General features: G+C 51.1%; 22 protein-coding genes and 5 tRNA genes. 21 read left to right on the forward strand and 6 right to left on the reverse strand.

Translation table 11 applies throughout. The features are described 5' to 3' along the window. Positions 1-86: 86 nt before the first annotated feature. From ybfF to fur, 5 genes are all read left to right on the forward strand, one after another. On the forward strand, positions 87-851 hold the full coding sequence (gene ybfF, locus ATB02_RS15250; RefSeq protein WP_105271851.1) for an esterase: 765 nt from the start codon (positions 87-89) through the stop codon (positions 849-851). Positions 852-990: 139 nt separating this feature from the next. Further along, a complete protein-coding gene (gene ybfE, locus ATB02_RS15255) occupies positions 991-1,284 on the forward strand; it encodes a LexA regulated protein (protein ID WP_001300829.1) in 294 nt (97 codons plus the stop codon). 139 nt (positions 1,285-1,423) lie between these two features. Beyond that, a complete protein-coding gene (gene fldA, locus ATB02_RS15260) occupies positions 1,424-1,954 on the forward strand; it encodes a flavodoxin FldA (RefSeq protein ID WP_001018618.1) in 531 nt (176 codons plus the stop codon). Positions 1,955-2,163: 209 nt separating this feature from the next. Further along, positions 2,164-2,250 (forward strand): fur leader peptide, encoded by an 87-nt coding sequence (uof, locus tag ATB02_RS15265; RefSeq protein ID WP_001406816.1) that lies wholly within the window; start codon positions 2,164-2,166, stop codon positions 2,248-2,250. Next, complete coding sequence (gene fur / locus ATB02_RS15270) at positions 2,243-2,689, forward strand: ferric iron uptake transcriptional regulator (protein ID WP_000131702.1); 447 nt, start codon at positions 2,243-2,245, stop codon at positions 2,687-2,689. The genes uof and fur overlap by 8 nt, the downstream gene beginning before the upstream one ends. A gap of 83 nt (positions 2,690-2,772) precedes the next feature. Here the strand turns inward: fur and chiQ are convergent, their stop codons facing one another. From chiQ to nagE, 4 genes are all read right to left on the reverse strand, one after another. Next, complete coding sequence (gene chiQ / locus ATB02_RS15275) at positions 2,773-3,099, reverse strand: ChiQ/YbfN family lipoprotein (protein ID WP_105271852.1); 327 nt, start codon at positions 3,097-3,099, stop codon at positions 2,773-2,775. 49 nt (positions 3,100-3,148) lie between these two features. Beyond that, positions 3,149-4,555, reverse strand: a complete 1,407-nt coding sequence (chiP, locus tag ATB02_RS15280) for a chitoporin ChiP (RefSeq protein ID WP_105271853.1) — start codon at positions 4,553-4,555, stop codon at positions 3,149-3,151. Between the two features lie 579 nt (positions 4,556-5,134). After that, the gene (gene glnS, locus ATB02_RS15285; protein WP_039021216.1) at positions 5,135-6,799 is read right to left on the reverse strand and encodes a glutamine--tRNA ligase; all 1,665 of its coding nucleotides are present in this window, start codon (positions 6,797-6,799) and stop codon (positions 5,135-5,137) included. A 267-nt stretch (positions 6,800-7,066) separates the two neighbouring features. Next, a complete protein-coding gene (nagE, locus tag ATB02_RS15290; RefSeq protein WP_001023131.1) occupies positions 7,067-9,013 on the reverse strand; it encodes a PTS N-acetyl glucosamine transporter subunit IIABC in 1,947 nt (648 codons plus the stop codon). Positions 9,014-9,346: 333 nt separating this feature from the next. Here nagE and nagB point away from each other — a divergent pair, with 333 nt between their 5' ends. From nagB to asnB, 5 genes are all read left to right on the forward strand, one after another. After that, on the forward strand, positions 9,347-10,147 hold the full coding sequence (nagB, locus tag ATB02_RS15295) for a glucosamine-6-phosphate deaminase (protein ID WP_001237072.1): 801 nt from the start codon (positions 9,347-9,349) through the stop codon (positions 10,145-10,147). Between the two features lie 60 nt (positions 10,148-10,207). Beyond that, on the forward strand, positions 10,208-11,356 hold the full coding sequence (gene nagA / locus ATB02_RS15300; RefSeq protein ID WP_000271153.1) for an N-acetylglucosamine-6-phosphate deacetylase: 1,149 nt from the start codon (positions 10,208-10,210) through the stop codon (positions 11,354-11,356). Between the two features lie 8 nt (positions 11,357-11,364). Continuing rightward, entirely contained in the window at positions 11,365-12,585 is a 1,221-nt protein-coding gene (gene nagC, locus ATB02_RS15305; protein WP_032183659.1) for a DNA-binding transcriptional regulator NagC, read from the forward strand. 47 nt (positions 12,586-12,632) lie between these two features. Next, positions 12,633-13,385 carry a ribonucleotide monophosphatase NagD gene (gene nagD / locus ATB02_RS15310; RefSeq protein WP_000153129.1) on the forward strand — a complete coding sequence of 251 codons (753 nt, stop codon included), beginning with the start codon at positions 12,633-12,635 and terminating at the stop codon, positions 13,383-13,385. A 396-nt stretch (positions 13,386-13,781) separates the two neighbouring features. Further along, positions 13,782-15,446: an asparagine synthase B gene (gene asnB / locus ATB02_RS15320; protein WP_000337081.1), complete on the forward strand. Its 1,665-nt coding sequence runs from the start codon at positions 13,782-13,784 to the stop codon at positions 15,444-15,446. Positions 15,447-15,487: 41 nt separating this feature from the next. On the opposite strand, the gene ATB02_RS26155 is transcribed toward asnB, so the two are convergent. Beyond that, a complete protein-coding gene (locus tag ATB02_RS26155; RefSeq protein ID WP_032183630.1) occupies positions 15,488-15,925 on the reverse strand; it encodes a hypothetical protein in 438 nt (145 codons plus the stop codon). Between the two features lie 331 nt (positions 15,926-16,256). Between ATB02_RS26155 and ATB02_RS15335 the strand changes: the two genes are divergently transcribed. The 5 genes from ATB02_RS15335 (at position 16,257) to ATB02_RS15355 (ending at position 16,739) form a co-directional block, all read left to right on the forward strand. Next, a tRNA-Met gene (locus ATB02_RS15335) sits at positions 16,257-16,333 on the forward strand. An 8-nt stretch (positions 16,334-16,341) separates the two neighbouring features. Next, positions 16,342-16,426, forward strand: a tRNA-Leu gene (locus tag ATB02_RS15340). A gap of 23 nt (positions 16,427-16,449) precedes the next feature. Continuing rightward, a tRNA-Gln gene (locus tag ATB02_RS15345) sits at positions 16,450-16,524 on the forward strand. 15 nt (positions 16,525-16,539) lie between these two features. Beyond that, a tRNA-Met gene (locus ATB02_RS15350) sits at positions 16,540-16,616 on the forward strand. A 48-nt stretch (positions 16,617-16,664) separates the two neighbouring features. Further along, positions 16,665-16,739: transfer RNA gene (locus ATB02_RS15355), tRNA-Gln, on the forward strand. A 153-nt stretch (positions 16,740-16,892) separates the two neighbouring features. Here ATB02_RS15355 and ubiF read toward each other — a convergent pair. Next, positions 16,893-18,068: a 3-demethoxyubiquinol 3-hydroxylase gene (gene ubiF / locus ATB02_RS15360; RefSeq protein ID WP_105271854.1), complete on the reverse strand. Its 1,176-nt coding sequence runs from the start codon at positions 18,066-18,068 to the stop codon at positions 16,893-16,895. Between the two features lie 145 nt (positions 18,069-18,213). Here ubiF and miaB point away from each other — a divergent pair, with 145 nt between their 5' ends. The 6 genes from miaB to gltI all read left to right on the forward strand — a co-directional run bounded on the left by miaB (position 18,214) and on the right by gltI (position 25,131). After that, positions 18,214-19,638 (forward strand): tRNA (N6-isopentenyl adenosine(37)-C2)-methylthiotransferase MiaB, encoded by a 1,425-nt coding sequence (gene miaB / locus ATB02_RS15365; protein WP_000162740.1) that lies wholly within the window; start codon positions 18,214-18,216, stop codon positions 19,636-19,638. 152 nt (positions 19,639-19,790) lie between these two features. Beyond that, positions 19,791-20,831: a PhoH family protein gene (locus ATB02_RS15370; RefSeq protein ID WP_001018040.1), complete on the forward strand. Its 1,041-nt coding sequence runs from the start codon at positions 19,791-19,793 to the stop codon at positions 20,829-20,831. Continuing rightward, positions 20,828-21,295, forward strand: coding sequence for an rRNA maturation RNase YbeY (gene ybeY, locus ATB02_RS15375; protein ID WP_032250167.1), 468 nt, complete (start codon positions 20,828-20,830; stop codon positions 21,293-21,295). Before ATB02_RS15370 ends, ybeY begins: the two co-directional genes overlap by 4 nt. Positions 21,296-21,384: 89 nt before the next feature. Beyond that, positions 21,385-22,263, forward strand: coding sequence for a CNNM family magnesium/cobalt transport protein CorC (gene corC / locus ATB02_RS15380; protein WP_001278605.1), 879 nt, complete (start codon positions 21,385-21,387; stop codon positions 22,261-22,263). A gap of 24 nt (positions 22,264-22,287) precedes the next feature. After that, complete coding sequence (gene lnt / locus ATB02_RS15385; protein ID WP_000853010.1) at positions 22,288-23,826, forward strand: apolipoprotein N-acyltransferase; 1,539 nt, start codon at positions 22,288-22,290, stop codon at positions 23,824-23,826. 396 nt (positions 23,827-24,222) lie between these two features. Then, on the forward strand, positions 24,223-25,131 hold the full coding sequence (gene gltI / locus ATB02_RS15390) for a glutamate/aspartate ABC transporter substrate-binding protein GltI (protein ID WP_001177085.1): 909 nt from the start codon (positions 24,223-24,225) through the stop codon (positions 25,129-25,131). Positions 25,132-25,252 lie beyond the last annotated feature (121 nt).

The following is a 25,252-nucleotide window of genomic DNA, read 5'->3' on the forward strand; positions in this document are numbered from 1 at the left end:
CGGATTAAACCTTATTTGTTGCAGCCCTGTGGCACAATGGTCAACATAATACCCTAACCCGACAACGCGAAAAAAAGAACTTTGCCATGAAATTGAATATCCGCGCGCAAACTGCACAAAACCAGCACAATAATTCTCCCATCGTTCTTGTCCATGGTCTGTTTGGCAGCCTCGACAACCTTGGCGTACTGGCTCGCGATCTGGTAAACGATCACAATATCATCCAGGTTGATATGCGTAACCACGGTCTTTCACCGAGAGATCCGGTGATGAATTACCCGGCGATGGCGCAGGATCTTGTTGATACCCTGGATGCACTGCAGATCGATAAAGCGACATTTATTGGACACTCAATGGGCGGCAAAGCGGTGATGGCACTGACTGCACTGGCCCCCGATCGCATCGATAAACTGGTGGCGATTGATATCGCGCCGGTCGACTATCACGTACGCCGTCATGATGAGATTTTCGCGGCTATCAACGCAGTCAGTGAATCCGACGCGCAAACTCGCCAGCAAGCAGCGGCAGTAATGCGCCAGCATCTTAATGAAGAAGGGGTGATTCAGTTTCTGTTGAAATCTTTTGTTGACGGGGAGTGGCGCTTTAACGTGCCGGTATTGTGGGATCAGTATCCGCATATTGTGGGTTGGGAGAAAATCCCGGCATGGGATCACCCTGCCCTGTTTATCCCTGGTGGCAATTCTCCGTATGTTAGCGAGCAGTATCGTGATGATTTACTGACACAATTTCCACAGGCACGAGCGCATGTGATTGCTGGCGCGGGTCACTGGGTCCATGCTGAAAAACCGGATGCTGTATTACGCGCTATCCGTCGCTATCTCAATGATTAACGTAACTGATTAAAAACCCAGCGTCCGCGTCGCTTTCCGCGCGTGGGCGTTGGCGTGACTCATCGCGCTGATGTATTATGGCGCGCTATCCATCCGGGCAGGCGCCTGGCTGATTGTTTCCCCCGAAGTCACCAAGATCATGGCCAAAGAACAAACGGACCGTACGACATTAGATCTGTTCGCGCACGAGCGTCGACCGGGACGACCGAAAACTAATCCGCTTTCGCGCGATGAACAGCTGCGTATTAATAAACGCAACCAGCTAAAACGCGACAAAGTACGTGGCCTTAAGCGTGTCGAACTGAAGCTGAACGCGGAAGCTGTCGAGGCGCTGAACGAGCTGGCGGAATCGCGCAATATGAGCCGTAGCGAACTGATCGAAGAGATGTTAATGCAGCAACTGGCGGCGCTGCGTAGTCAGGGCATCGTTTAAATTTCCACTTTCATGTAGCACAGTGTGCAGTCCTGCTCGTTTGCTGATTCCGCAAGACTGCCTGTTCTGCTATGATTGCCTTTATCCGTGGGCAATTTTCCACCCCCATTTCAATAAGTTTCAAGAGGTTATTTCACTCATGGCTATCACTGGCATCTTTTTCGGCAGCGACACCGGTAATACCGAAAATATCGCAAAAATGATTCAAAAACAGCTTGGTAAAGACGTTGCCGATGTCCATGACATTGCAAAAAGCAGCAAAGAAGATCTGGAAGCATATGACATTCTGCTGCTGGGCATCCCAACCTGGTATTACGGCGAAGCACAGTGTGACTGGGATGACTTCTTCCCGACTCTCGAAGAGATTGATTTCAATGGTAAACTGGTTGCGCTGTTTGGTTGTGGCGACCAGGAAGATTACGCTGAATATTTCTGCGATGCATTGGGCACCATCCGCGACATCATTGAACCGCGCGGCGCAACTATCGTTGGTCACTGGCCAACTGCGGGCTACCACTTCGAAGCGTCAAAAGGTCTGGCAGATGACGACCACTTTGTCGGACTGGCTATCGACGAAGATCGTCAGCCGGAACTGACCGCTGAACGTGTAGAAAAATGGGTTAAACAGATTTCTGAAGAGCTGCATCTCGACGAAATTCTCAATGCCTGATGTAATACGGCGTAGACTCATGTCTACGCCGTATTAATAGATAATGCCAATCAAAATAATTGCTACAAATTTGTAACTTTTGCCGTGGTACCTGTACAATGTTCCGGTGTTCAAGTGGCCTTGCCGTTGTAAATGTAAGCTGAGCCACGTTTTTATTAACAATATTTGCCAGGGACTTGTGGTTTTCATTTAGGCGTGGCAATTCTATAATGATACGCATTATCTCAAGAGCAAATTCTGTCACTTCTTCTAATGAAGTGAACCGCTTAGTAACAGGACAGATTCCGCATGACTGATAACAATACCGCCCTAAAGAAAGCTGGCCTGAAAGTAACGCTTCCTCGCTTGAAAATCCTGGAAGTTCTTCAGGAGCCGGACAACCATCACGTCAGTGCGGAAGATTTATACAAACGTCTGATCGATATGGGTGAAGAAATTGGTCTGGCTACGGTTTATCGCGTACTGAACCAGTTCGACGACGCTGGCATCGTCACCCGCCACAATTTTGAAGGCGGTAAATCCGTATTTGAACTGACACAGCAACATCACCACGATCACCTGATCTGCCTCGACTGCGGCAAGGTTATCGAGTTTAGTGATGATTCCATCGAAGCGCGTCAGCGTGAAATTGCCGCAAAACATGGCATTCGCCTGACTAACCACAGTCTCTATCTTTACGGTCACTGTGCCGAAGGCGATTGCCGCGAAGATGAGCACGCGCACGAAGGCAAATAAGCCAGTCTGAACGAGAAAAGCCAACCTGCGGGTTGGCTTTTTTATGCAAGGGAAATAAGAAAAGCGAGAGTTACAGCTCTCACTTATTTGTTATTACTGCGAATTTCCTGCCAGACTTTATCACAATAGGCTTTCACCGCCTGATCATTTCCGGTTTGCGTTGCACGCAGACACTGCTGATAATCCAGTACGCGTACACTTTCCTGCTCGGCAAACTGCTGATGTTGTTTCTCTTTCTTCAGCACGTTTAACACGCTCTGACAGGCTTCAATTTTTTCCGGCGAACCTTGCGCGGTGTTGATACAGGCGCTGTAAGCTTCTTTCAGATGGCTGTCTTCCTGTGGCGCGGTGGATTGTGCACAAGCCACCAGCCCCGATGCCATCATGGCGATGAGAATCAGTTTTTTCATTGCAAATTCCTCAAACGTGCGGCAGGCACAAAACCTGCCGCGTCGGGCATCAGAAGATGGTGAATGGTGCGATTACCATAAATTTCACGTCACGCTCATCCTGGAAGATGTTACCGTAACCACCGCCCCAGCTTGGGATGTCGGAGTGGTTGTCGTATTCGGTGAAGTGCAGTTTGAACATCGTGCCTTTAGCACGACCGTCCTGAATGGTGTAGACCGCATCCAGGCTGTATGCAGACTCTTCAATAGTCCGGTTTTTGTCGTAGTACGCATCCGGATTGCTCTGCCAGGTAGCGGGTTTAGCATCCCATGCGTAAACGTAGGAAGCGCCGATGGCGAAGCCTGGAAGATTCCAGTTTTTCAGGTCATACATCGCACCGAAGAAGACCGCTTTTTCGCCGTTAGCGTTGAAGTCAGAACGGTTATCCCACCAGATATCCAGGCGACCGTTCGAGGAAGCGTAGGTTGGAGTCATACGTTGCAGGAGGTATCCCTGCTGACCGTCAGCCTTAACCCAGGTGCCTTCGAGGCGCAAATCCACTACATCAGCCGCCCGGTAACCAAAGGTCAACGCTTGCAGCCAGGCAGTACCGTCGTAAAGGTCGTTGACGCTGCGATCGTCAACTTTATCGCGCGTACCATAGAACTGGTAGCTGGTGGTTAACGGGCTACCGGCGATATCAAATTTGTAGCTGGCTTTGGCAAAATATTGATCTATATACCCTTCTGCCTGACCAAATGCCGCTTCCAGTACAAAGTTATTTTTGAAGTCGTACTTCGCACCGATGGAGTGCAGATAATCAACTTTGGTGGTTTTATCGTTCTGATAAAACTCATCCATTTCCAGATGCCACGGCGCTTTATATTCGTTGGTCCACATGTAGGAGAAACTCAACGCACCAGCATCGCCGTAATCAAAATTCGCCCCCGCTTCCGCCCCCTGATAAGTACCCGGCATAAAGCTCCAGTGCGGCGCTAACAGCGTCTGACCGGTTGGCTGAATATAACCTGCCCGCGCCCACACCGGACCGTATTTAAATTTGGCCGCTGCTTTATACAGGCTTATACCGCTTTTATCGCCGGACCAGTCTTCGTCATAGGCTTTATTGCTTTTTGAAAACGCGATTTCGTTCGGGTGAGAACTGTCGCCGTTTTCCGCCATTTCAATCGCCGTAAACGCCGCAATATCAAGGCCGAACATATCAGCAGCATAACCAGACTGAAAATCGAGGTTGGCATTCCAGGTGGAGTGAGAAAGGTTGGTTTTGTATTTGTCGCCGTCGGTAACGTCTTTACGGTCGCGTTCACGCTGCCAGTAATAGATACCGCCGGTTAAGGTTGAATCGTCGATGAATCCTTCGGCGCGAGCCTCCGGCATTGCCATAAAGCCCGACATTGCTGTAACACTGGCGATAGCCAGCGCCAGCGTACTACGTTTGCCACTAAACGTACGCATGGGTTAATCCTCTTTGACGTATAAATTGCTGCACCAAAGGTGAACAGCGAAAAAAATAAAAATTAAAAAAGTAGCGTTGAGAAAAGTCTCGCTGACTACAGGAACAGACTATTTTTCGCGACGCGAATTATCAATCTCTTTCTGTAACCAGAATGTAAGAACATGAGCAACCGCACATATTTTGATGATTTTTGTTACAAGGCTTAAGTTTGCAGTTGAAAGGCTTGCAGAAGAATAAAAGCGTGAATTTCCAGCAAGATGAAAACGGTTACATTTTATTTAATTATGGTTTGTGATTTTAAATTTGTTTTATGGATAAATTGCGAAGCGGAATTAATTCGCGAAGAAAAGTAGAAAAAAACGCCGCAGAGCGCGGCGTTTTGGATTTGTTTGCTATTTCTTGCCGGATGCGGCGTGAACGCCTTATCCGGCCTACAAAAGCACGCAAATTCAATATATGGCAGAGATCATGTAGGCCTGATAAGCGTAGCGCATCAGGCAATTTAGCGTTTGAAACTGTTTCTATGTTTCTTGCCGGATGCGACGTAAACGCCTCACCCGGCCTGGTAGAACTTAAAATTACTCGCCTACTTTCGCCCAGGTATCACGCAGCCCAACGGTGCGGTTAAATACCGGTTTTTCCGCCGTAGAATGGCGGCTGTCGAGGCAGAAATAACCTTCACGCTCAAACTGGAATGCTTTACCCGCTACCGCATCTTTCAGCGAAGGTTCAGCAAAGCCCTGTTTGATCACCAACGATTCCGGGTTAATCACCGACAGGAAATCATCCGCAGCACCTGGGTTCGGCACGCTGAACAGACGATCGTACAGACGAATTTCTACCGGCAGCGCATGTGCCGCGCTCACCCAGTGAATAACACCTTTGACTTTACGACCATCTGCCGGATCTTTGCTTAAGGTGTCAGCATCATAAGTACAGAAGATAGTGGTGATATTGCCTTCGGCATCTTTCTCCACGCGCTCTGCCTTAATAACGTAAGCATTACGCAGACGCACTTCTTTACCCAGCACCAGACGTTTGTACTGCTTGTTAGCTTCTTCGCGGAAATCGGCGCGATCGATCCAAATCTCACCGCTAAACGGCACCTGACGGCTACCCATTTCCGGTTTGTTTGGATGGTTCGGCATGGTAACCATTTCGCCTTCGCCCTGGTAGTTTTCGATAACCAGTTTCACCGGATCGATAACCGCCATTGCGCGCGGGGCGTTTTCGTTGAGATCTTCACGAATGCAGGATTCCAGCGACGCCATCTCAATGGTGTTGTCCTGCTTGGTCACGCCAATGCGTTTGCAGAACTCACGAATAGAAGCCGCCGTGTAACCACGACGACGCAGACCGGAAATAGTCGGCATACGCGGATCATCCCAGCCTTCAACGTGCTTGTCGGTCACCAGCAGGTTCAGCTTACGCTTGGACATCACGGTGTATTCCAGATTCAGGCGCGAGAATTCGTACTGGCGCGGATGAACAGGAATGGTGATGTTGTCCAGTACCCAGTCATACAGACGACGGTTGTCCTGGAACTCCAGCGTACACAGAGAGTGTGTAATACCTTCCAGCGCATCGCTGATGCAGTGGGTGAAGTCGTACATCGGGTAGATGCACCACTTGTTACCGGTCTGGTGGTGTTCAGCAAATTTAATGCGGTACAGCACCGGATCGCGCATTACGATAAATGGCGACGCCATGTCGATTTTCGCACGCAGGCAGGCTTTACCTTCTTCAAAACCGCCGGTACGCATTTTTTCGAACAGCGCCAGGTTCTCTTCAACGCTGCGGTCGCGGTACGGGCTGTTTTTACCCGGCTGCGTCAGGGTGCCGCGGTATTCGCGGATCTGTTCCGGCGTCAGCTCATCAACATACGCCAGGCCTTTATTGATCAGTTCAACAGCATAGGCGTGGAGCTGATCAAAATAATCGGAGGAGTAACGGACGTTACCAGACCAGTGAAAACCTAACCACTCTACGTCGTTTTTGATCGAATCGACATACTCGATATCTTCTTTTACCGGGTTAGTGTCGTCGAAACGCAGGTTGCACTGGCCTTTATAGTCCTGGGCGATCCCGAAGTTCAGGCAGATAGATTTCGCATGGCCAATATGCAGATAGCCATTCGGCTCCGGCGGGAAACGGGTGTGTACTGTGGTGTGCTTACCACTGGCCAGATCTTCATCGATGATCTGACGGATAAAGTTAGTCGGGCGGGCTTCTGCCTCACTCATCGTGGATTCCTCAAAGCGTAAACAACGTATAACGGCGTATGATCTTATAAGCGGGACAGGCTGACAACTGTTAGTTAGTGAAAATCGAAAATCTCACTGAGATTATGGGGATGATTGATGAAAAAAAAAGCGGCAGAGAAGATCTCCACCGCTTTTGCCAGTCCTGCGTCATTGTTGGATGCGACGCTTAAGCGTCTTATCCAACCTGGACTGAGCTTTTGTAGGCCTGATAAGACGCGTCATGCGTCGCATCAGGCATGAAGCAGATTACTTTTTGATTTCATACAGCGGCGTTTGACCCGCCACAACATGACCCTGAGCTTTAATGATAAGGCCGCTGAAATCGTCGATATTGCTGCAAACCACCGGGCTAATCATCGAACGGGCGTTAGCGTTCAGGTAATCCAGATCCATTTCCAGAATCGGTTGCCCTGCGCTTACTTGCGCCCCCTCTTCCACCAAACGTTTAAAGCCTTTGCCTTCCAGCGCTACGGTGTCGATACCCATATGGACGACAATCTCAGCGCCTTTTTCGGTTTCCAGGCAGAACGCGTGATTGGTGTTGAAGATTTTTACGATTGTCCCTGCGGCTGGCGATACGACGATTTTATCCGTCGGTTTCACCGCCACACCGTCACCCACCGCTTTGCTGGCAAATGCTTCGTCAGGAACCTGATCCAGCGCCACAACATCACCGGTAATCGGCGATACCAGCTCCGCGACAGACACCGCGTTTGGTACGGCCTGCGGTTTTGCTACAGGCACGGTAGTTGCAGGCGCAGTTTCAGCAGAGGCGGCTGCTACCGGACCACGGGCAACGACTTTCTTCATTGCATCGCCAATGGATTCCGCTTTCGCGCCAACAATCACCTGAATAGTCTGTTTGTTCAGTTTTACCACCCCAGAAGCACCCAGACGTTTACACATCGCATCGTTGACGCGAGCTGAGTCAGCCACCGTCAGGCGCAGACGAGTAATACAGGCGTCAATGGCTTTCAGGTTGTCAGTGCCGCCAACCGCAGCAATATAGTTGGTCGCCAGTTGATTGAGACCTTCTTCAGTGTTGCTGTTGGCTTCTTCAGTAACGATCTCGTCTTCTTTATCTTCGCGACCCGGCGTTTTCAGATTGAACATGCGGATAACCACACTGAACACCACGAAGTAGATAGCGAAGAACACAACCCCCATCACCAGCAGCATCCAGACGTTCTGGCTGGCGGCCGGCAGGTTATACATCAACGCGTAGTCGATAGCCCCCGCAGAGAAGGAGAAGCCAGCATGGATACCCAGCAGCGTTGCCACAAACAGGCTGATACCCGTCAGCAGTGCGTGCAGGAGGTACAGCAGCGGTGCAAGGAACATGAACAGGAATTCCAGCGGCTCAGTCACACCGGTCAGGAACGCAGTAACAGCAACAGAAAGCAGCATACCGCCAACCATCGGACGACGCTCTTTCGGTGCTGCGAAGTACATCGCCAGCGCCGCGCCCGGCAGACCGAACATCATAATCGGGAAGAAGCCGGACATGAACATCCCTGCCGTGCCGTCACCGGCATAGAAGCGGTTGATGTCGCCGTGGAAAACCGTACCCGCCGCGTTGGTGAATTCACCAATCTGGAACCAGGCGATGGTGTTCAGCACCTGATGCAGACCGGTTGGGATCAGCAGACGGTTGATGAAACCAAAGATACCGGAACCCAGCGCGCCCGCAGAAACGATCCATTCGCCGCCTGCATGGATAGCGTGCTGTACCGGTGGCCAGACGTAACCAAAAATGGCCGCCAGCACCAGGCAGAAGAAGCCGGTGGCGATCGGCACAAAACGTTTGCCGCCGAAGAAGCTCAGGAAGTCCGGCAGTTTAATATCGGACCAACGGTTATAGGCAGCACCACCGACCAGACCGGTAATGATACCCGCCAGTACACCCATGTTAATTTCTGGGTTGATGGTCACCATCGCTTTGGTTAACACAAAGTAACCGACCGCACCCGCCAGCGCCGCCGCACCTGCGCTGTCTTTCGACCAGCTGGATGCCACACCGATGGCGAAGATTAATGCGAGGTTATCAAAAATCGCACCGCCCGCCTGGGCAATAAACGCAACGTTAAGTAAATCTGGCTGACCGAATCGCAGCAACAGCGCCGCCACCGGCAGCACCGCGATAGGGAGCTGTAACGCCCTACCGAGTCGCTGGAAAAAACCTAAAATATTCATCTTATTCCCCCTACGAGAACCCTATTTGGCTCGTTTAAAGCCGTATTTTTATTTTGCTGCAAATTGTACTGCCGATGTTCTGTAATCAGATTGTTAGATCATCTGCTACAGAGTGTGTGAAAATTTAATTCGTATCGCAAATTAAACGCGTGTCTTTTGTGAGTTTTGTCACCAAATATCGTTATCATCACTCCCTTTTACTGGCTAAACCAGAAAACTTATTTTATCATTCAAAAAATCAGGTCGGATTGACGCCTGTCTGCGCAAATCCAGGTTACGCTTAAAGATGCCTAATCCGCCAACGGCTTACTTTTTACTTACTTGAGGTGAATAATGAGACTGATCCCCCTGACTACCGCTGAACAGGTCGGCAAATGGGCTGCTCGCCATATCGTCAATCGTATCAATGCGTTCAAACCGACTGCCGATCGTCCGTTTGTTCTGGGCCTGCCGACTGGCGGCACGCCGATGACCACCTATAAAGCGTTAGTCGAAATGCATAAAGCAGGCCAGGTCAGCTTTAAGCACGTTGTCACCTTCAACATGGACGAATATGTCGGTCTGCCGAAAGAGCATCCGGAAAGCTACTACAGCTTTATGCACCGTAACTTCTTCGATCACGTTGATATTCCAGCAGAAAACATCAATCTTCTCAACGGCAACGCCCCGGATATCGACGCCGAGTGCCGCCAGTATGAAGAAAAAATCCGTTCTTACGGAAAAATTCATCTGTTTATGGGCGGTGTAGGTAACGACGGTCATATTGCATTTAACGAACCAGCGTCTTCTCTGGCTTCTCGTACTCGTATCAAAACCCTGACTCATGACACTCGCGTCGCGAACTCTCGTTTCTTTGATAACGATGTCAATCAGGTGCCAAAATATGCCCTGACTGTCGGTGTTGGTACATTGTTGGATGCCGAAGAAGTAATGATTCTGGTGCTGGGCAGCCAGAAAGCACTGGCGCTGCAAGCCGCCGTTGAAGGTTGCGTGAACCACATGTGGACCATCAGCTGTCTGCAACTGCATCCGAAAGCCATCATGGTGTGCGATGAACCTTCCACCATGGAGCTGAAAGTTAAGACTTTAAGATATTTCAATGAGTTAGAAGCAGAAAATATCAAAGGTCTGTAATTATTATCCCTGCCCTGACGCATTGCTCAGGGCAATATTTTTTTTAAATCGGGGGTCAGAATGTATGCATTAACCCAGGGCCGAATCTTTACCGGCCACGAATTTCTTGATGACCACGCGGTTGTTATCGCTGATGGCCTGATTAAAAGCGTCTGTCCGGTAGCGGAACTGCCGCCAGAGATCGAACAACGTTCACTGAACGGGGCCATTCTCTCCCCCGGTTTTATCGATGTGCAGTTAAACGGCTGCGGCGGCGTGCAGTTTAACGATACTGCTGAAGCAGTCAGCGTAGAAACGCTGGAAATCATGCAGAAAGCCAATGAGAAATCAGGCTGTACTAACTATTTGCCGACGCTTATCACCACCAGCGACGAGCTGATGAAACAGGGCGTGCGCGTTATGCGCGAGTACCTGGCAAAACATCCGAATCAGGCGTTAGGTCTGCATCTGGAAGGTCCGTGGCTGAATCTGGTAAAAAAAGGCACCCATAATCCGAATTTTGTGCGTAAGCCTGATGCCGCGCTGGTCGATTTCCTGTGTGAGAACGCCGACGTCATTACCAAAGTGACGCTGGCACCGGAAATGGTTCCTGCGGAAGTGATCAGTAAACTGGCAAATGCCGGGATTGTAGTGTCTGCTGGTCACTCAAACGCGACGTTAAAAGAAGCGAAAGCTGGTTTCCGCGCGGGGATTACCTTTGCCACCCATCTCTATAACGCGATGCCTTATATCACCGGTCGTGAACCGGGTCTGGCGGGCGCGATCCTCGACGAAGCTGACATTTATTGCGGTATTATCGCTGATGGCCTGCATGTTGATTACGCCAATATTCGTAACGCTAAACGTCTGAAAGGCGACAAACTGTGTCTGGTTACCGACGCCACTGCGCCAGCCGGTGCCAACATTGAACAGTTCATTTTTGCGGGTAAAACAATATACTACCGTAACGGACTTTGTGTGGATGAGAATGGTACGTTAAGCGGTTCATCCTTAACCATGATTGAAGGCGTGCGTAATCTGGTCGAACATTGCGGTATCGCACTGGATGAAGTGCTGCGTATGGCGACGCTCTATCCGGCGCGTGCGATTGGCGTTGAAAAACGTCTCGGCACGCTCGCCGCTGGTAAAGTAGCCAACCTGACTGCATTCACACCTGATTTTAAAATCACCAAGACCATCGTTAACGGTAACGAGGTCGTAACTCAATAAGAGAAAGTATGACACCAGGCGGACAAGCTCAGATAGGTAATGTTGATCTCGTAAAACAGCTTAACAGCGCGGCGGTTTATCGCCTGATTGACCAGTACGGGCCAATCTCGCGGATTCAGATTGCCGAGCAAAGCCAGCTTGCCCCCGCCAGCGTAACAAAAATTACGCGTCAGCTTATCGAACGCGGGCTGATTAAAGAAGTTGATCAGCAGGCCTCCACCGGGGGCCGCCGCGCTATCTCTATCGTCACCGAAACCCGCAATTTCCACGCAATCGGCGTACGGCTTGGTCGTCACGACGCCACCATCACCCTGTTTGATCTCAGTAGCAAAGTGCTGGCAGAGGAACATTACCCGTTGCCTGAACGCACTCAGCAAACGCTGGAACATGCCCTGCTGAATGCCATTGCTCAGTTTATTGATAGCTACCAGCGCAAACTGCGCGAGCTGATCGCCATTTCCGTGATCCTGCCAGGGCTTGTTGACCCGGACAGTGGCAAAATTCATTACATGCCGCATATTCAGGTAGAAAACTGGGGACTGGTAGAAGCACTGGAAGAACGTTTTAAAGTGACCTGTTTTGTCGGCCACGATATCCGCAGTCTGGCACTGGCAGAGCACTACTTCGGTGCAAGCCAGGATTGCGAAGACTCCATTCTGGTGCGTGTGCATCGCGGAACCGGGGCAGGGATTATCTCTAACGGGCGCATTTTTATCGGGCGCAACGGCAACGTCGGTGAAATTGGTCATATTCAGGTCGAACCGTTGGGTGAACGCTGCCACTGCGGCAACTTTGGCTGCCTGGAAACTATCGCCGCCAACGCTGCCATTGAACAACGAGTGTTAAATCTGTTAAAGCAGGGCTACCAGAGCCGTGTGCCACTGGACGACTGCACCATCAAAACTATCTGCAAAGCCGCGAACAAAGGCGACGGTCTGGCGTCGGAAGTGATTGAATATGTTGGTCGTCATCTGGGTAAAACCATCGCCATTGCTATCAACTTATTTAATCCGCAAAAAATTGTTATTGCCGGTGAAATCACCGAAGCCGATAAAGTGCTGCTCCCTGCTATTGAAAGCTGCATTAATACCCAGTCGCTGAAGGCGTTTCGTACTAATCTGCCGGTGGTACGTTCTGAGCTGGATCACCGCTCGGCAATCGGCGCTTTTGCGCTGGTAAAACGCGCCATGCTCAACGGTATTTTGCTCCAGCATTTGCTGGAAAATTAATGTGCTTTTATAGTGGCGCTTATTGTTGTCAATATTCTGGGTAGTCCATGACCATTAAAAATGTAATTTGCGATATCGACGGCGTGCTGATGCACGATAACGTCGCCGTACCGGGTGCAGCGGAATTTTTGCACGGGATTATGGATAAAGGCCTGCCGCTGGTGTTGCTGACCAACTATCCTTCGCAGACCGGGCAAGATCTGGCGAACCGCTTTGCCACTGCGGGTGTCGATGTGCCGGACAGCGTGTTTTATACCTCCGCGATGGCGACCGCCGATTTCCTGCGTCGCCAGGAAGGTAAGAAAGCGTATGTGGTGGGCGAAGGCGCACTGATTCATGAACTGTACAAAGCCGGTTTCACTATTACCGATGTGAACCCTGATTTTGTGATTGTTGGCGAAACGCGTTCCTACAACTGGGACATGATGCATAAAGCAGCCTATTTCGTCGCTAACGGTGCACGCTTTATCGCCACCAACCCGGACACCCACGGGCGCGGTTTTTATCCGGCCTGTGGCGCGCTATGCGCGGGGATCGAAAAAATCTCCGGACGTAAACCGTTCTATGTTGGTAAGCCGAGTCCGTGGATCATCCGCGCAGCATTAAACAAAATGCAGGCGCATTCGGAAGAAACGGTGATTGTCGGCGATAACTTGCGCACCGACATTCTGGCGGGCTTCCAGGCCGGTCTGGAGACGATTCTGGTGCTTTCTGGTGTTTCATCGCTCGACGATATCGACAGTATGCCGTTCCGCCCAAGCTGGATTTACCCGTCAGTCGCTGAAATCGACGTTATCTGAATACCACCCACGTCTGCGGACGTGGTTGGCTCTGATGACAAACGCCAAACTGCCTGATGCGCTACGCTTATCAGGCCTACGCAGCTCCTGCAATATATTAAATTTTCATGCTTTTGTAGGCAGGATAAGGCGTTCACGCCGCATCCGGCATGAACAAATCGCACTTTGTCAGCAATTTGGCCCCCGTAAAATATAACCATTTAATAAAACCCGCTAAAAATTATCGATTCATCAATAAATACATCCTCACACCAGACCTTTTTTCACCAATCGACAATCACCATTACGTTTTTTATTCCCCCCCTGCCAAATCGCTTGCGCACAGTGCTGCTTTGCGGCATTTTTTTAAACAAGCAAACACAACAAGCAACAAATACCAGGTTAACGGAGAAGGTTATGTGTTCAATTTTTGGCGTATTCGATATCAAAACAGACGCAGTTGAGCTGCGTAAGAAAGCACTCGAGCTGTCACGCCTGATGCGTCATCGTGGCCCGGACTGGTCCGGTATTTATGCCAGCGATAACGCCATTCTCGCCCACGAACGTCTGTCCATTGTTGACGTTAACGCGGGGGCGCAACCTCTCTACAACCAACAAAAAACTCATGTGCTGGCAGTAAACGGTGAAATCTACAACCACCAGGCATTGCGCGCTGAATATGGCGATCGTTACCAGTTCCAGACCGGGTCTGACTGTGAAGTGATCCTCGCGCTGTATCAGGAAAAAGGGCCGGAATTTCTCGACGATTTGCAGGGCATGTTCGCTTTTGCCCTATACGACAGCGAAAAAGATGCGTATCTGATTGGTCGCGACCATCTGGGGATCATCCCACTGTATATGGGCTATGACGAACATGGTCAGCTGTATGTGGCCTCAGAAATGAAAGCCCTGGTGCCGGTATGCCGCACGATTAAAGAGTTCCCGGCGGGAAGCTATTTGTGGAGTCAGGACGGCGAAATCCGTTCTTATTATCACCGCGACTGGTTCGACTACGATGCGGTGAAAGATAACGTGACCGACAAAAACGAGCTGCGTCAGGCACTGGAAGATTCCGTTAAAAGCCATCTGATGTCTGATGTGCCTTACGGTGTGCTGCTTTCTGGTGGTCTGGATTCCTCAATTATTTCCGCGATCACCAAGAAATACGCCGCCCGTCGCGTGGAAGATCAGGAACGCTCTGAAGCCTGGTGGCCGCAGCTGCACTCCTTTGCTGTAGGTCTGCCGGGTTCACCGGATCTGAAGGCAGCCCAGGAAGTGGCAAACCATCTGGGCACTGTGCATCATGAAATTCACTTCACTGTACAGGAAGGTCTGGACGCCATCCGCGATGTTATTTACCACATTGAAACCTATGATGTGACCACTATTCGCGCTTCAACACCGATGTATTTAATGTCGCGTAAGATCAAAGCGATGGGCATTAAAATGGTACTGTCCGGTGAAGGTTCTGATGAAGTGTTTGGCGGTTATCTCTACTTCCACAAAGCGCCGAACGCTAAAGAACTGCATGAAGAGACGGTGCGTAAACTGCTGGCCCTGCATATGTATGACTGCGCGCGTGCCAACAAAGCGATGTCAGCCTGGGGCGTGGAAGCACGCGTTCCGTTCCTCGACAAAAAATTCCTTGATGTGGCGATGCGCATTAACCCGCAGGATAAAATGTGCGGTAACGGCAAGATGGAAAAACACATCCTGCGTGAATGTTTTGAGTCGTACCTGCCTGCAAGTGTGGCCTGGCGTCAGAAAGAGCAGTTTTCCGATGGCGTCGGTTACAGCTGGATAGACACTCTGAAAGAAGTGGCGGCGCAGCAGGTTTCTGATCAACAGCTGGAAACTGCCCGTTTCCGCTTCCCGTACAACACGCCGACCTCAAAAGAAGCGTATCTGTACCGGGAGATCTTTGAAGAACTGTTCCCGCTACCGAGCGCCGCTGAGTGTGTACCGGGCGGCCCGTCCGTCGCGTGTTCTTCCGCTAAAGCGATTGAGTGGGATGAGGCGTTCAAGAAAATGGACGATCCGTCTGGTCGTGCGGTTGGTGTTCACCAGTCGGCGTATAAGTAAGAAATGCGGTACTGCCCCGGAGAAATCCGGGGCTGTTTCAGTTATTGATCTGCTTGTTGATTCTGATATGCAGTAAGGAAATGTTCCGGGTTTGCCACATCACTGTTTGACAACTCATCACTGTAGGCCACCGACCAGGTCGCCTGCTCATCCGGAATATGCAGGCTGCCATTCCCCTCTTTCAGGCGTAATAACTCAAAAGATTTGCCCTTAATTACGGCGGTATAGGATTTTTCACCTTCCTGTAATGCTTTCACTTTGCAGCGAAAAATCTGGCCATCGATGTCATTATCAACATGCGATACCTGAATGAGGGCTTCATTAGAGGCTTTCGGCCCTATCCGCATCATCCACACCACAGCGCCTTCCTGCCCACGATAGCCAAAAACATATTTACCGATTTCCGGTTTGACCGTATCGGCAAACGCAGATTGCATGAGTAATAACGCCCCCATCAGCGCCGTCATAAAACGCAGCATAGTATTCCCTCAATAAATCGCCTGAAGTGGTAGCAGAGATGCAGGCGTAGCGATCCCTGCCCTGTCCTGTTGCAACGGGCCAGTATTTCATAGATTAATTTCTTACCACCATTGTTGAATTCCGAATTTCATCCTGTATGACAAAAGAATGGCTGTAGGGTGGGGAAAAAACACAAAGTAAACAATAATTGACGAATATAGCGCCACGCTGTTCGCAACCTAACCAAACAGTCACTTTCGAGCAATTTTCCTTGAAAAAGAGGTTGACGCTGCAAGGCTCTATACGCATAATGCGCCCCGCAACGCCGATAAGGTATCGCGAAAAAAAGATGGCTACGTAGCTCAGTTGGTTAGAGCACATCACTCATAATGATGGGGTCACAGGTTCGAATCCCGTCGTAGCCACCATCTTTTTTGCGGGAGTGGCGAAATTGGTAGACGCACCAGATTTAGGTTCTGGCGCCGCAAGGTGTGCGAGTTCAAGTCTCGCCTCCCGCACCATTCACCAGAAAGCGTTGTACGGATGGGGTATCGCCAAGCGGTAAGGCACCGGTTTTTGATACCGGCATTCCCTGGTTCGAATCCAGGTACCCCAGCCATCGAAGAAACAATCTGGCTACGTAGCTCAGTTGGTTAGAGCACATCACTCATAATGATGGGGTCACAGGTTCGAATCCCGTCGTAGCCACCAAATTCTGAATGTGTCGAATGCGTTCGGCAAATTCACAAACCAATTTGTTGGGGTATCGCCAAGCGGTAAGGCACCGGATTCTGATTCCGGCATTCCGAGGTTCGAATCCTCGTACCCCAGCCACATTAAAAAAGCTCGCTTCGGCGAGCTTTTTGCTTTTCTGCGTATATTCAATGTCGAATGCGATGTTGACACGTCTTATTCTTCAAAGTCGGATGCGACGCTGATGCGTCTTATCCGACCTACAGTTGGCATGCATCCGGCAATGTTGTAAGGCTATAACCCTAACGCATATTTCAGCGCCTGCCGTTTCAACACGCCAGCACGCTCCGCCGCCATCAAACCAAGATTACGCACAAAACGCAGTGGCGGCAGATTATTGCTGAATCCGGCATAAAACAGATCCATACCGCTTTGCATAATGAAGTTATCTGCCATACGCCGCATCTGGTAACGCTTGAGGACAGGATAACTGGCCCACGCTTCGCCGTAGCTGCGGGCATTCACCAGAACGTCAATCAGGGCATCGACATCACGATAACCAAGATTCACCCCCTGCCCCGCCAGCGGATGAATGGTGTGCGCCGCATCGCCCACCAGCGCAAGCCCTGGCTGCACATACTGCAACGCATGGCGGCGCGTAAGCGGAAACGCACCAGCAGCAAGCGGCGTTACATAACCCAGACGTGACGGGAAATGCTTCGCGATTTCCGCCTGGAGCTGCGCCATATTCATATTCTGCAACTGGCGAATACGCGCTGGTGAATCGTACCACACCAGCGATGCCCAGTTATCAAACAGCGGCAGAAACGCGCGCGGCCCGTCCGGAGTAAACTGCTGCCAGGTGCTGTCGCCGGGATCATTCTCGCACTGTACGCTAATCAACATACACGACTGCGCATACTGCCAGGCATGAACGCCAATTCCCGCCATTTGCCGCACCTGCGAATTTGCACCGTCAGCGCCAATCACCAGCTTCGCCTGGATCACTTCGCCCCCCTTCAGTTCCAGTTCCTGAAGATCATTATGGCGATGCAGAGCAATCAGTGAGCCTGGCACACGTAACGTTACTTTCGGATGCGCTTCCAGCGCCTGCCACAGCGCCTGTTGCAGGACAGTGTTTTCCACCATATAGCCAAGCAACGGCAGCTTCAATTCGGCTGCATCAAACACCACATGCGCCGTTTCCCACTCCCACGTTTCCAGTCTGCGATAAGGATGGCAACGCATGGCCTGTACTGCGTCCCAGACGCCTAAACCTTTAAGCAATGATACCGAAGCCGCGCTGATCGCCGAGATCCGCACGTCAGGCTGGCTGTCAGCGACAAACGGTGCAGGTTGGGCATGTTCGATAACCGTTACCGAAAATCCGTGCTGAGCCAGTCCCAGCGCCAGTGCGCCGCCGACCATTCCTCCGCCGACAATGGCAATTTCCGTTGGTTGATTTGTCATGGTCAATCATCCTGTTAGCAATATGCTTTAAGTTTACAGGATTTTTACCCCCAAGGGCTGATAACGCTCATACTGGTCACAACGGCAGCAAAGCATTACACTATGCGCCCTGCATTCCTGGCTACTATTTCGCAAGAGCAAGTCGATGACCAAAAAACTCCATATTAAAACCTGGGGCTGTCAGATGAACGAGTACGATTCATCGAAGATGGCCGATCTGCTGGATGCCACCCACGGCTATCAACTGACCGACGTGGCGGAAGAAGCGGATGTGCTGCTGCTGAACACCTGCTCAATCCGCGAGAAGGCTCAGGAAAAAGTCTTCCATCAGTTGGGTCGCTGGAAACTGTTAAAAGAGAAGAATCCAGACCTGATTATCGGCGTCGGCGGCTGCGTGGCATCGCAAGAAGGCGAGCACATTCGCCAGCGCGCCCACTATGTCGATATTATTTTTGGGCCGCAAACGCTGCACCGTCTACCAGAGATGATCAACTCCGTACGCGGCGACCGCAGCCCGGTTGTAGATATCAGCTTCCCGGAAATCGAGAAGTTTGACCGTCTGCCGGAACCGCGTGCCGAAGGACCGACCGCGTTTGTCTCCATCATGGAAGGCTGCAATAAATATTGCACCTACTGCGTAGTGCCTTACACCCGTGGTGAAGAGGTAAGCCGTCCTTCCGACGATATTCTGTTTGAGATTGCCCAGCTTGCTGCTCAGGGCGTGCGTGAAGTTAACCTGCTCGGCCAGAACGTGAACGCCTGGCGCGGTGAGAACTACGACGGCACCACCGGATCGTTTGCCGATCTGCTGCGTCTGGTTGCTGCGATCGACGGGATCGATCGTATTCGCTTTACCACCAGCCATCCGATCGAATTCACCGACGATATCATCGAAGTGTATCGCGACACGCCGGAGCTGGTGAGCTTCCTGCACCTGCCGGTACAGAGCGGTTCCGATCGCATTCTGAACCTGATGGGACGTACCCATACAGCGCTGGAGTACAAAGCGATCATCCGTAAACTGCGTGCGGCGCGTCCGGATATTCAGATCAGTTCTGACTTCATTGTCGGCTTCCCGGGCGAAACCACCGAAGACTTCGAAAAAACGATGAAGCTGATTGCCGACGTCAATTTCGACATGAGCTACAGCTTTATCTTCTCCGCTCGTCCAGGAACGCCTGCCGCCGATATGGTTGATGATGTTCCGGAAGAAGAGAAGAAGCAGCGTCTGTATATTCTGCAAGAGCGCATTAATCAGCAAGCGATGGCATGGAGCCGCCGTATGCTCGGCACCACCCAGCGTATTCTGGTAGAAGGTACATCGCGTAAGAGCATCATGGAGCTTTCCGGTCGTACTGAAAATAACCGCGTGGTCAACTTCGAAGGTACGCCGGATATGATCGGTAAATTCGTCGATGTAGAAATTACCGACGTCTACCCGAACTCTCTGCGCGGTAAAGTGGTGCGTACTGAAGATGAAATGGGTCTGCGCGTGGCAGAAACACCGGAATCGGTGATTGCCCGTACCCGCAAAGAAAATGATCTGGGCGTGGGTTATTATCAGCCGTAATTCTCAGGCCCGCCGTTCCGGTGGGCCTTGTTTTTTCTCTCTTTATCCCCATCTTTATCGCAATGCTTGCGCCTTTTTCCTATGGCGTGAATAATTTCCTTATAGGCCGGTGAATGTTCAGCTTCCGGCGGCATACAGATAAGAGGAACGGTTTGAACATAGACACTCGCGAAATCACTCTGGAGCCAGCAGACAACGCACGTCTGTTGAGCCTGTGCGGCCCGTTTGATGACAACATCAAACAACTCGAACGCCGTCTCGGCATCGAAATCAATCGCCGCGATAACCACTTTAAACTGACCGGCCGTCCGATTTGCGTCACCGCTGCGGCAGACATTCTGCGTAGCCTGTATGTCGATACCGCCCCGATGCGCGGTCAGATTCAGGATATCGAGCCGGAACAGATCCACCTGGCGATTAAAGAAGCACGCGTGCTGGAACAAAGTGCGGAGAGCGTGCCGGAGTATGGCAAAGCGGTCAATATCAAGACCAAACGCGGTGTAATTAAACCGCGCACGCCAAACCAGGCGCAGTACATCGCCAATATTCTCGACCATGACATTACCTTCGGCGTTGGCCCGGCGGGTACGGGTAAAACCTACCTGGCAGTGGCTGCGGCAGTTGATGCCCTGGAGCGTCAGGAAATTCGCCGTATTCTGCTGACTCGTCCGGCGGTAGAAGCCGGTGAGAAACTGGGCTTCCTGCCTGGCGATTTAAGTCAGAAAGTGGACCCGTATCTGCGCCCGCTATATGACGCGCTGTTTGAAATGCTGGGCTTTGAAAAAGTCGAGAAGCTGATTGAGCGCAACGTTATTGAAGTCGCACCACTGGCCTATATGCGTGGTCGTACGCTGAACGACGCGTTTATCATTCTCGATGAAAGCCAGAACACCACCATCGAACAGATGAAGATGTTCCTGACTCGTATCGGTTTTAACTCAAAAGCGGTTATTACCGGCGATGTCACGCAGATCGACTTACCGCGTAATACTAAATCAGGTTTACGTCACGCTATCGAAGTGTTAGCCGATGTCGAAGAGATCAGCTTTAACTTCTTCCACAGCGAAGACGTGGTTCGTCACCCGGTGGTAGCGCGTATCGTTAACGCTTATGAAGCCTGGGAAGAAGCCGAACAAAAACGAAAAGCGGCGCTGGCAGCAGAACGCAAGCGCGAAGAACAGGAACAAAAATGAGTCAGGTGATCCTCGATTTACAACTGGCATGTGAAGATAATTCCGGGTTACCGGAAGAGAGCCAGTTTCAGACATGGCTGAATGCGGTGATCCCGCAGTTTCAGGAAGAATCGGAAGTGACTATTCGCGTGGTCGATACCGCCGAAAGCCACAGCCTCAATCTGACCTATCGCGGTAAGGATAAGCCGACCAACGTGCTCTCCTTCCCGTTTGAAGTACCGCCTGGCATGGAGATGTCGCTGCTGGGCGATCTGGTTATCTGCCGCCAGGTCGTTGAGAAGGAAGCACAGGAGCAAGGCAAACCACTGGAAGCGCACTGGGCGCATATGGTGGTGCACGGCAGTCTGCATTTGTTAGGTTACGATCACATCAAAGACGACGAAGCAGAAGAAATGGAAGCCCTCGAAACAGAGATTATGCTTGCTCTGGGCTATGAGGATCCGTACATTGCCGAGAAAGAATAATTTGCCAGGCATTTGACTGGCAGACGTCCCCGCCGTTGGTGATTAACGACGGCGTTTTGATTAACTAACATGAGAACCCATACGACGCCATGAGCGACGACAATTCACACAGTAGTGACACGATAAGCAACAAGAAGGGATTTTTCTCCCTGTTACTCAGCCAACTTTTCCACGGTGAACCGAAAAACCGTGACGAACTGCTGGCGCTGATCCGTGATTCCGGGCAGAACGACCTTATCGACGAAGATACGCGCGATATGCTCGAAGGGGTGATGGACATCGCAGACCAACGCGTTCGCGACATCATGATCCCCCGCTCCCAGATGATTACCCTGAAACGCAACCAGACGCTGGACGAATGCCTTGATGTCATCATCGAGTCCGCCCACTCACGTTTCCCGGTGATTAGCGAAGACAAAGATCACATTGAAGGGATTCTGATGGCGAAAGACTTGCTGCCGTTTATGCGCAGCGATGCAGAAGCCTTCAGCATGGACAAAGTGTTACGTCAGGCGGTTGTCGTTCCTGAAAGTAAGCGCGTAGACCGGATGCTGAAAGAGTTTCGCTCTCAGCGTTACCACATGGCGATCGTCATTGACGAATTCGGTGGGGTTTCCGGTCTGGTGACCATTGAAGATATCCTGGAACTGATTGTTGGTGAGATTGAAGACGAGTATGACGAAGAAGATGATATCGACTTCCGTCAGCTGAGTCGTCATACCTGGACCGTGCGCGCACTGGCTTCCATCGAAGATTTCAACGAAGCCTTCGGCACCCACTTTAGCGATGAAGAAGTCGACACCATCGGAGGTCTGGTGATGCAGGCATTTGGGCATCTCCCGGCGCGTGGCGAAACCATCGACATCGACGGTTACCAGTTCAAAGTGGCGATGGCTGACAGTCGGCGTATTATTCAGGTTCATGTCAAAATCCCGGATGACTCACCCCAGCCAAAGCTGGATGAATAAAACCGAAACTGGATAGATAACTACATGGCTTTTGCCTCATTAATTGAACGCCAGCGCATTCGCCTGCTGCTGGCGTTATTATTCGGTGCCTGCGGAACGCTGGCCTTCTCTCCTTACGATGTCTGGCCTGCGGCGATTATTTCGCTGATGGGGCTTCAGGCGCTGACCTTTAACCGCCGTCCACTCCAGTCTGCCGCTATTGGCTTTTGCTGGGGATTTGGCCTGTTTGGCAGCGGTATTAACTGGGTCTATGTCAGCATCGCGACCTTTGGCGGAATGCCTGGCCCGGTTAACATCTTCCTGGTGATACTGCTGGCAGCGTATTTGTCGCTGTATACCGGACTGTTTGCTGGCGTGCTGTCGCGTCTGTGGCCGAAAACCACCTGGCTACGCGTGGCGATTGCCGCCCCTGCTCTCTGGCAAGTGACCGAGTTTCTGCGCGGTTGGGTGCTGACTGGCTTCCCGTGGTTGCAGTTCGGCTATAGCCAGATTGACGGTCCGTTAAAAGGACTGGCACCGATAATGGGCGTGGAAGCCATTAACTTCCTGCTGATGATGGTAAGCGGCCTGCTGGCACTGGCGTTGGTCAAACGCAACTGGCGTCCGCTGGTGGTGGCCGTCGTGCTGTTTGCCCTTCCCTTCCCGCTACGTTACATCCAGTGGTTTACCCCGCAACCGGAGAAAACCATTCAGGTTTCGATGGTTCAGGGCGACATTCCGCAATCGCTGAAGTGGGATGAAGGCCAGCTTCTCAATACGCTGAAGATTTACTACAACGCAACGGCACCGCTGATGGGCAAGTCATCGCTGATTATCTGGCCTGAGTCGGCGATAACCGACCTGGAAATTAATCAGCAGCCGTTCCTCAAAGCACTGGACGGTGAGTTGCGTGATAAAGGTAGCTCGCTGGTCACCGGGATTGTCGACGCGCGTCTCAATAAGCAGAATCGCTACGATACCTACAACACCATCATCACGCTGGGTAAAGGTGCACCGTATAGCTACGAATCAGCCGATCGCTATAACAAAAACCATCTGGTACCGTTTGGCGAGTTTGTCCCGCTGGAGTCGATTCTGCGTCCGTTAGCACCGTTCTTTGATCTGCCGATGTCGTCATTCAGCCGTGGACCATATATCCAACCACCGCTGTCGGTAAATGGTATTGAGCTTACTGCGGCTATTTGCTACGAGATCATTCTCGGCGAGCAAGTGCGCGATAACTTCCGCCCGGATACCGACTATCTGCTGACTATCTCCAACGATGCGTGGTTTGGTAAGTCTATTGGCCCATGGCAGCACTTTCAGATGGCGCGAATGCGTGCGCTGGAGCTGGCGCGCCCGCTGCTGCGTAGCACCAACAACGGCATTACGGCGGTGATTGGCCCGCAGGGTGAGATTCAGGCGATGATCCCGCAATTCACCCGCGAGGTGTTAACCACTAATGTGACGCCGACCACCGGACTCACACCGTACGCACGTACCGGCAACTGGCCGCTGTGGGTACTGACGGCACTGTTTGGTTTTGCCGCTGTGTTGATGAGTCTGCGTCAACGACGTAAATAATCCCTTCTTATCGTGCCGGAATACATCCCGTATTACGGCACGCTCGCCGGATGTGGTATCAGTGCGTTATCCGGATGACAAAATTCCCCTATCCAACTTTGGCACATCTATTGCTTTGTTATACAAGGCAAAGCTTGAACCCGCGTCAGTACAACCCGGTTGCACCACAGCAATCCACCGGTAGCACCAAAAGAGTGCATTTTAAGAATTTTGCTTCGGAATGGTGCGGCGCATCTCGCAAAAACAAACAATAAAACATCAATATCTTTACATTTAGCCAAACTAAATGTTACCTAACAAATACAACACTGCACAATAAAGTTGCAGATGATAACAACACAAACACTCACAACGGGTATCCATGCGTTCTTAACGCAGAAGATAAAGGAGTTGGATATGCAATTACGTAAACCTGCCACAGCAATCCTGGCCCTGGCGCTTTCCGCAGGCCTGGCACAGGCAGATGACGCCGCCCCGGCAGCGGGCAGTACGCTGGACAAAATCGCCAAAAACGGTGTGATTGTCGTCGGTCACCGTGAATCTTCAGTACCTTTCTCTTATTACGATAATCAGCAAAAAGTGGTGGGTTACTCGCAGGATTACTCCAACGCCATTGTTGAAGCAGTGAAAAAGAAACTCAACAAACCGGACTTGCAGGTGAAACTGATTCCGATCACCTCACAAAACCGTATTCCTCTGCTGCAAAACGGCACTTTCGATTTTGAATGTGGTTCAACCACCAACAACGTCGAACGCCAAAAACAGGCGGCTTTCTCTGACACTATTTTCGTGGTCGGTACGCGCCTGCTGACCAAAAAGGGCGGCGATATCAAAGATTTTGCCGACCTGAAAGGCAAAGCCGTAGTCGTTACTTCCGGCACTACCTCTGAAGTTTTGCTCAACAAACTGAATGAAGAGCAAAAAATGAATATGCGCATCATCAGCGCCAAAGATCACGGTGACTCTTTCCGCACCCTGGAAAGCGGTCGTGCCGTTGCCTTTATGATGGATGACGCTCTGTTAGCCGGTGAGCGAGCGAAAGCGAAGAAACCAGACAACTGGGAAATCGTCGGCAAGCCGCAGTCTCAGGAAGCCTACGGTTGCATGTTGCGTAAAGACGATCCGCAGTTCAAAAAGCTGATGGATGACACTATCGCTCAGGTGCAGACCTCCGGTGAAGCGGAAAAATGGTTTGATAAGTGGTTCAAAAATCCAATTCCGCCGAAAAACCTGAACATGAATTTCGAACTGTCGGACGAAATGAAAGCACTGTTCAAAGAACCGAATGACAAGGCACTGAACTAATTACAAGAACCAGGGGCGGAAATTCCAGCCCTCTCGATTGTTACGTAGCACGGACAGACTATACGCCTGATGGTCGTTCCCCATCGGGCCTGAAAACCGCAATACGCTGGGTAACAATCTT

It is taken from the genome of Escherichia sp. MOD1-EC5189, assembly GCF_002966045.1.
GTDB lineage: Bacteria > Pseudomonadota > Gammaproteobacteria > Enterobacterales > Enterobacteriaceae > Escherichia > Escherichia coli_F.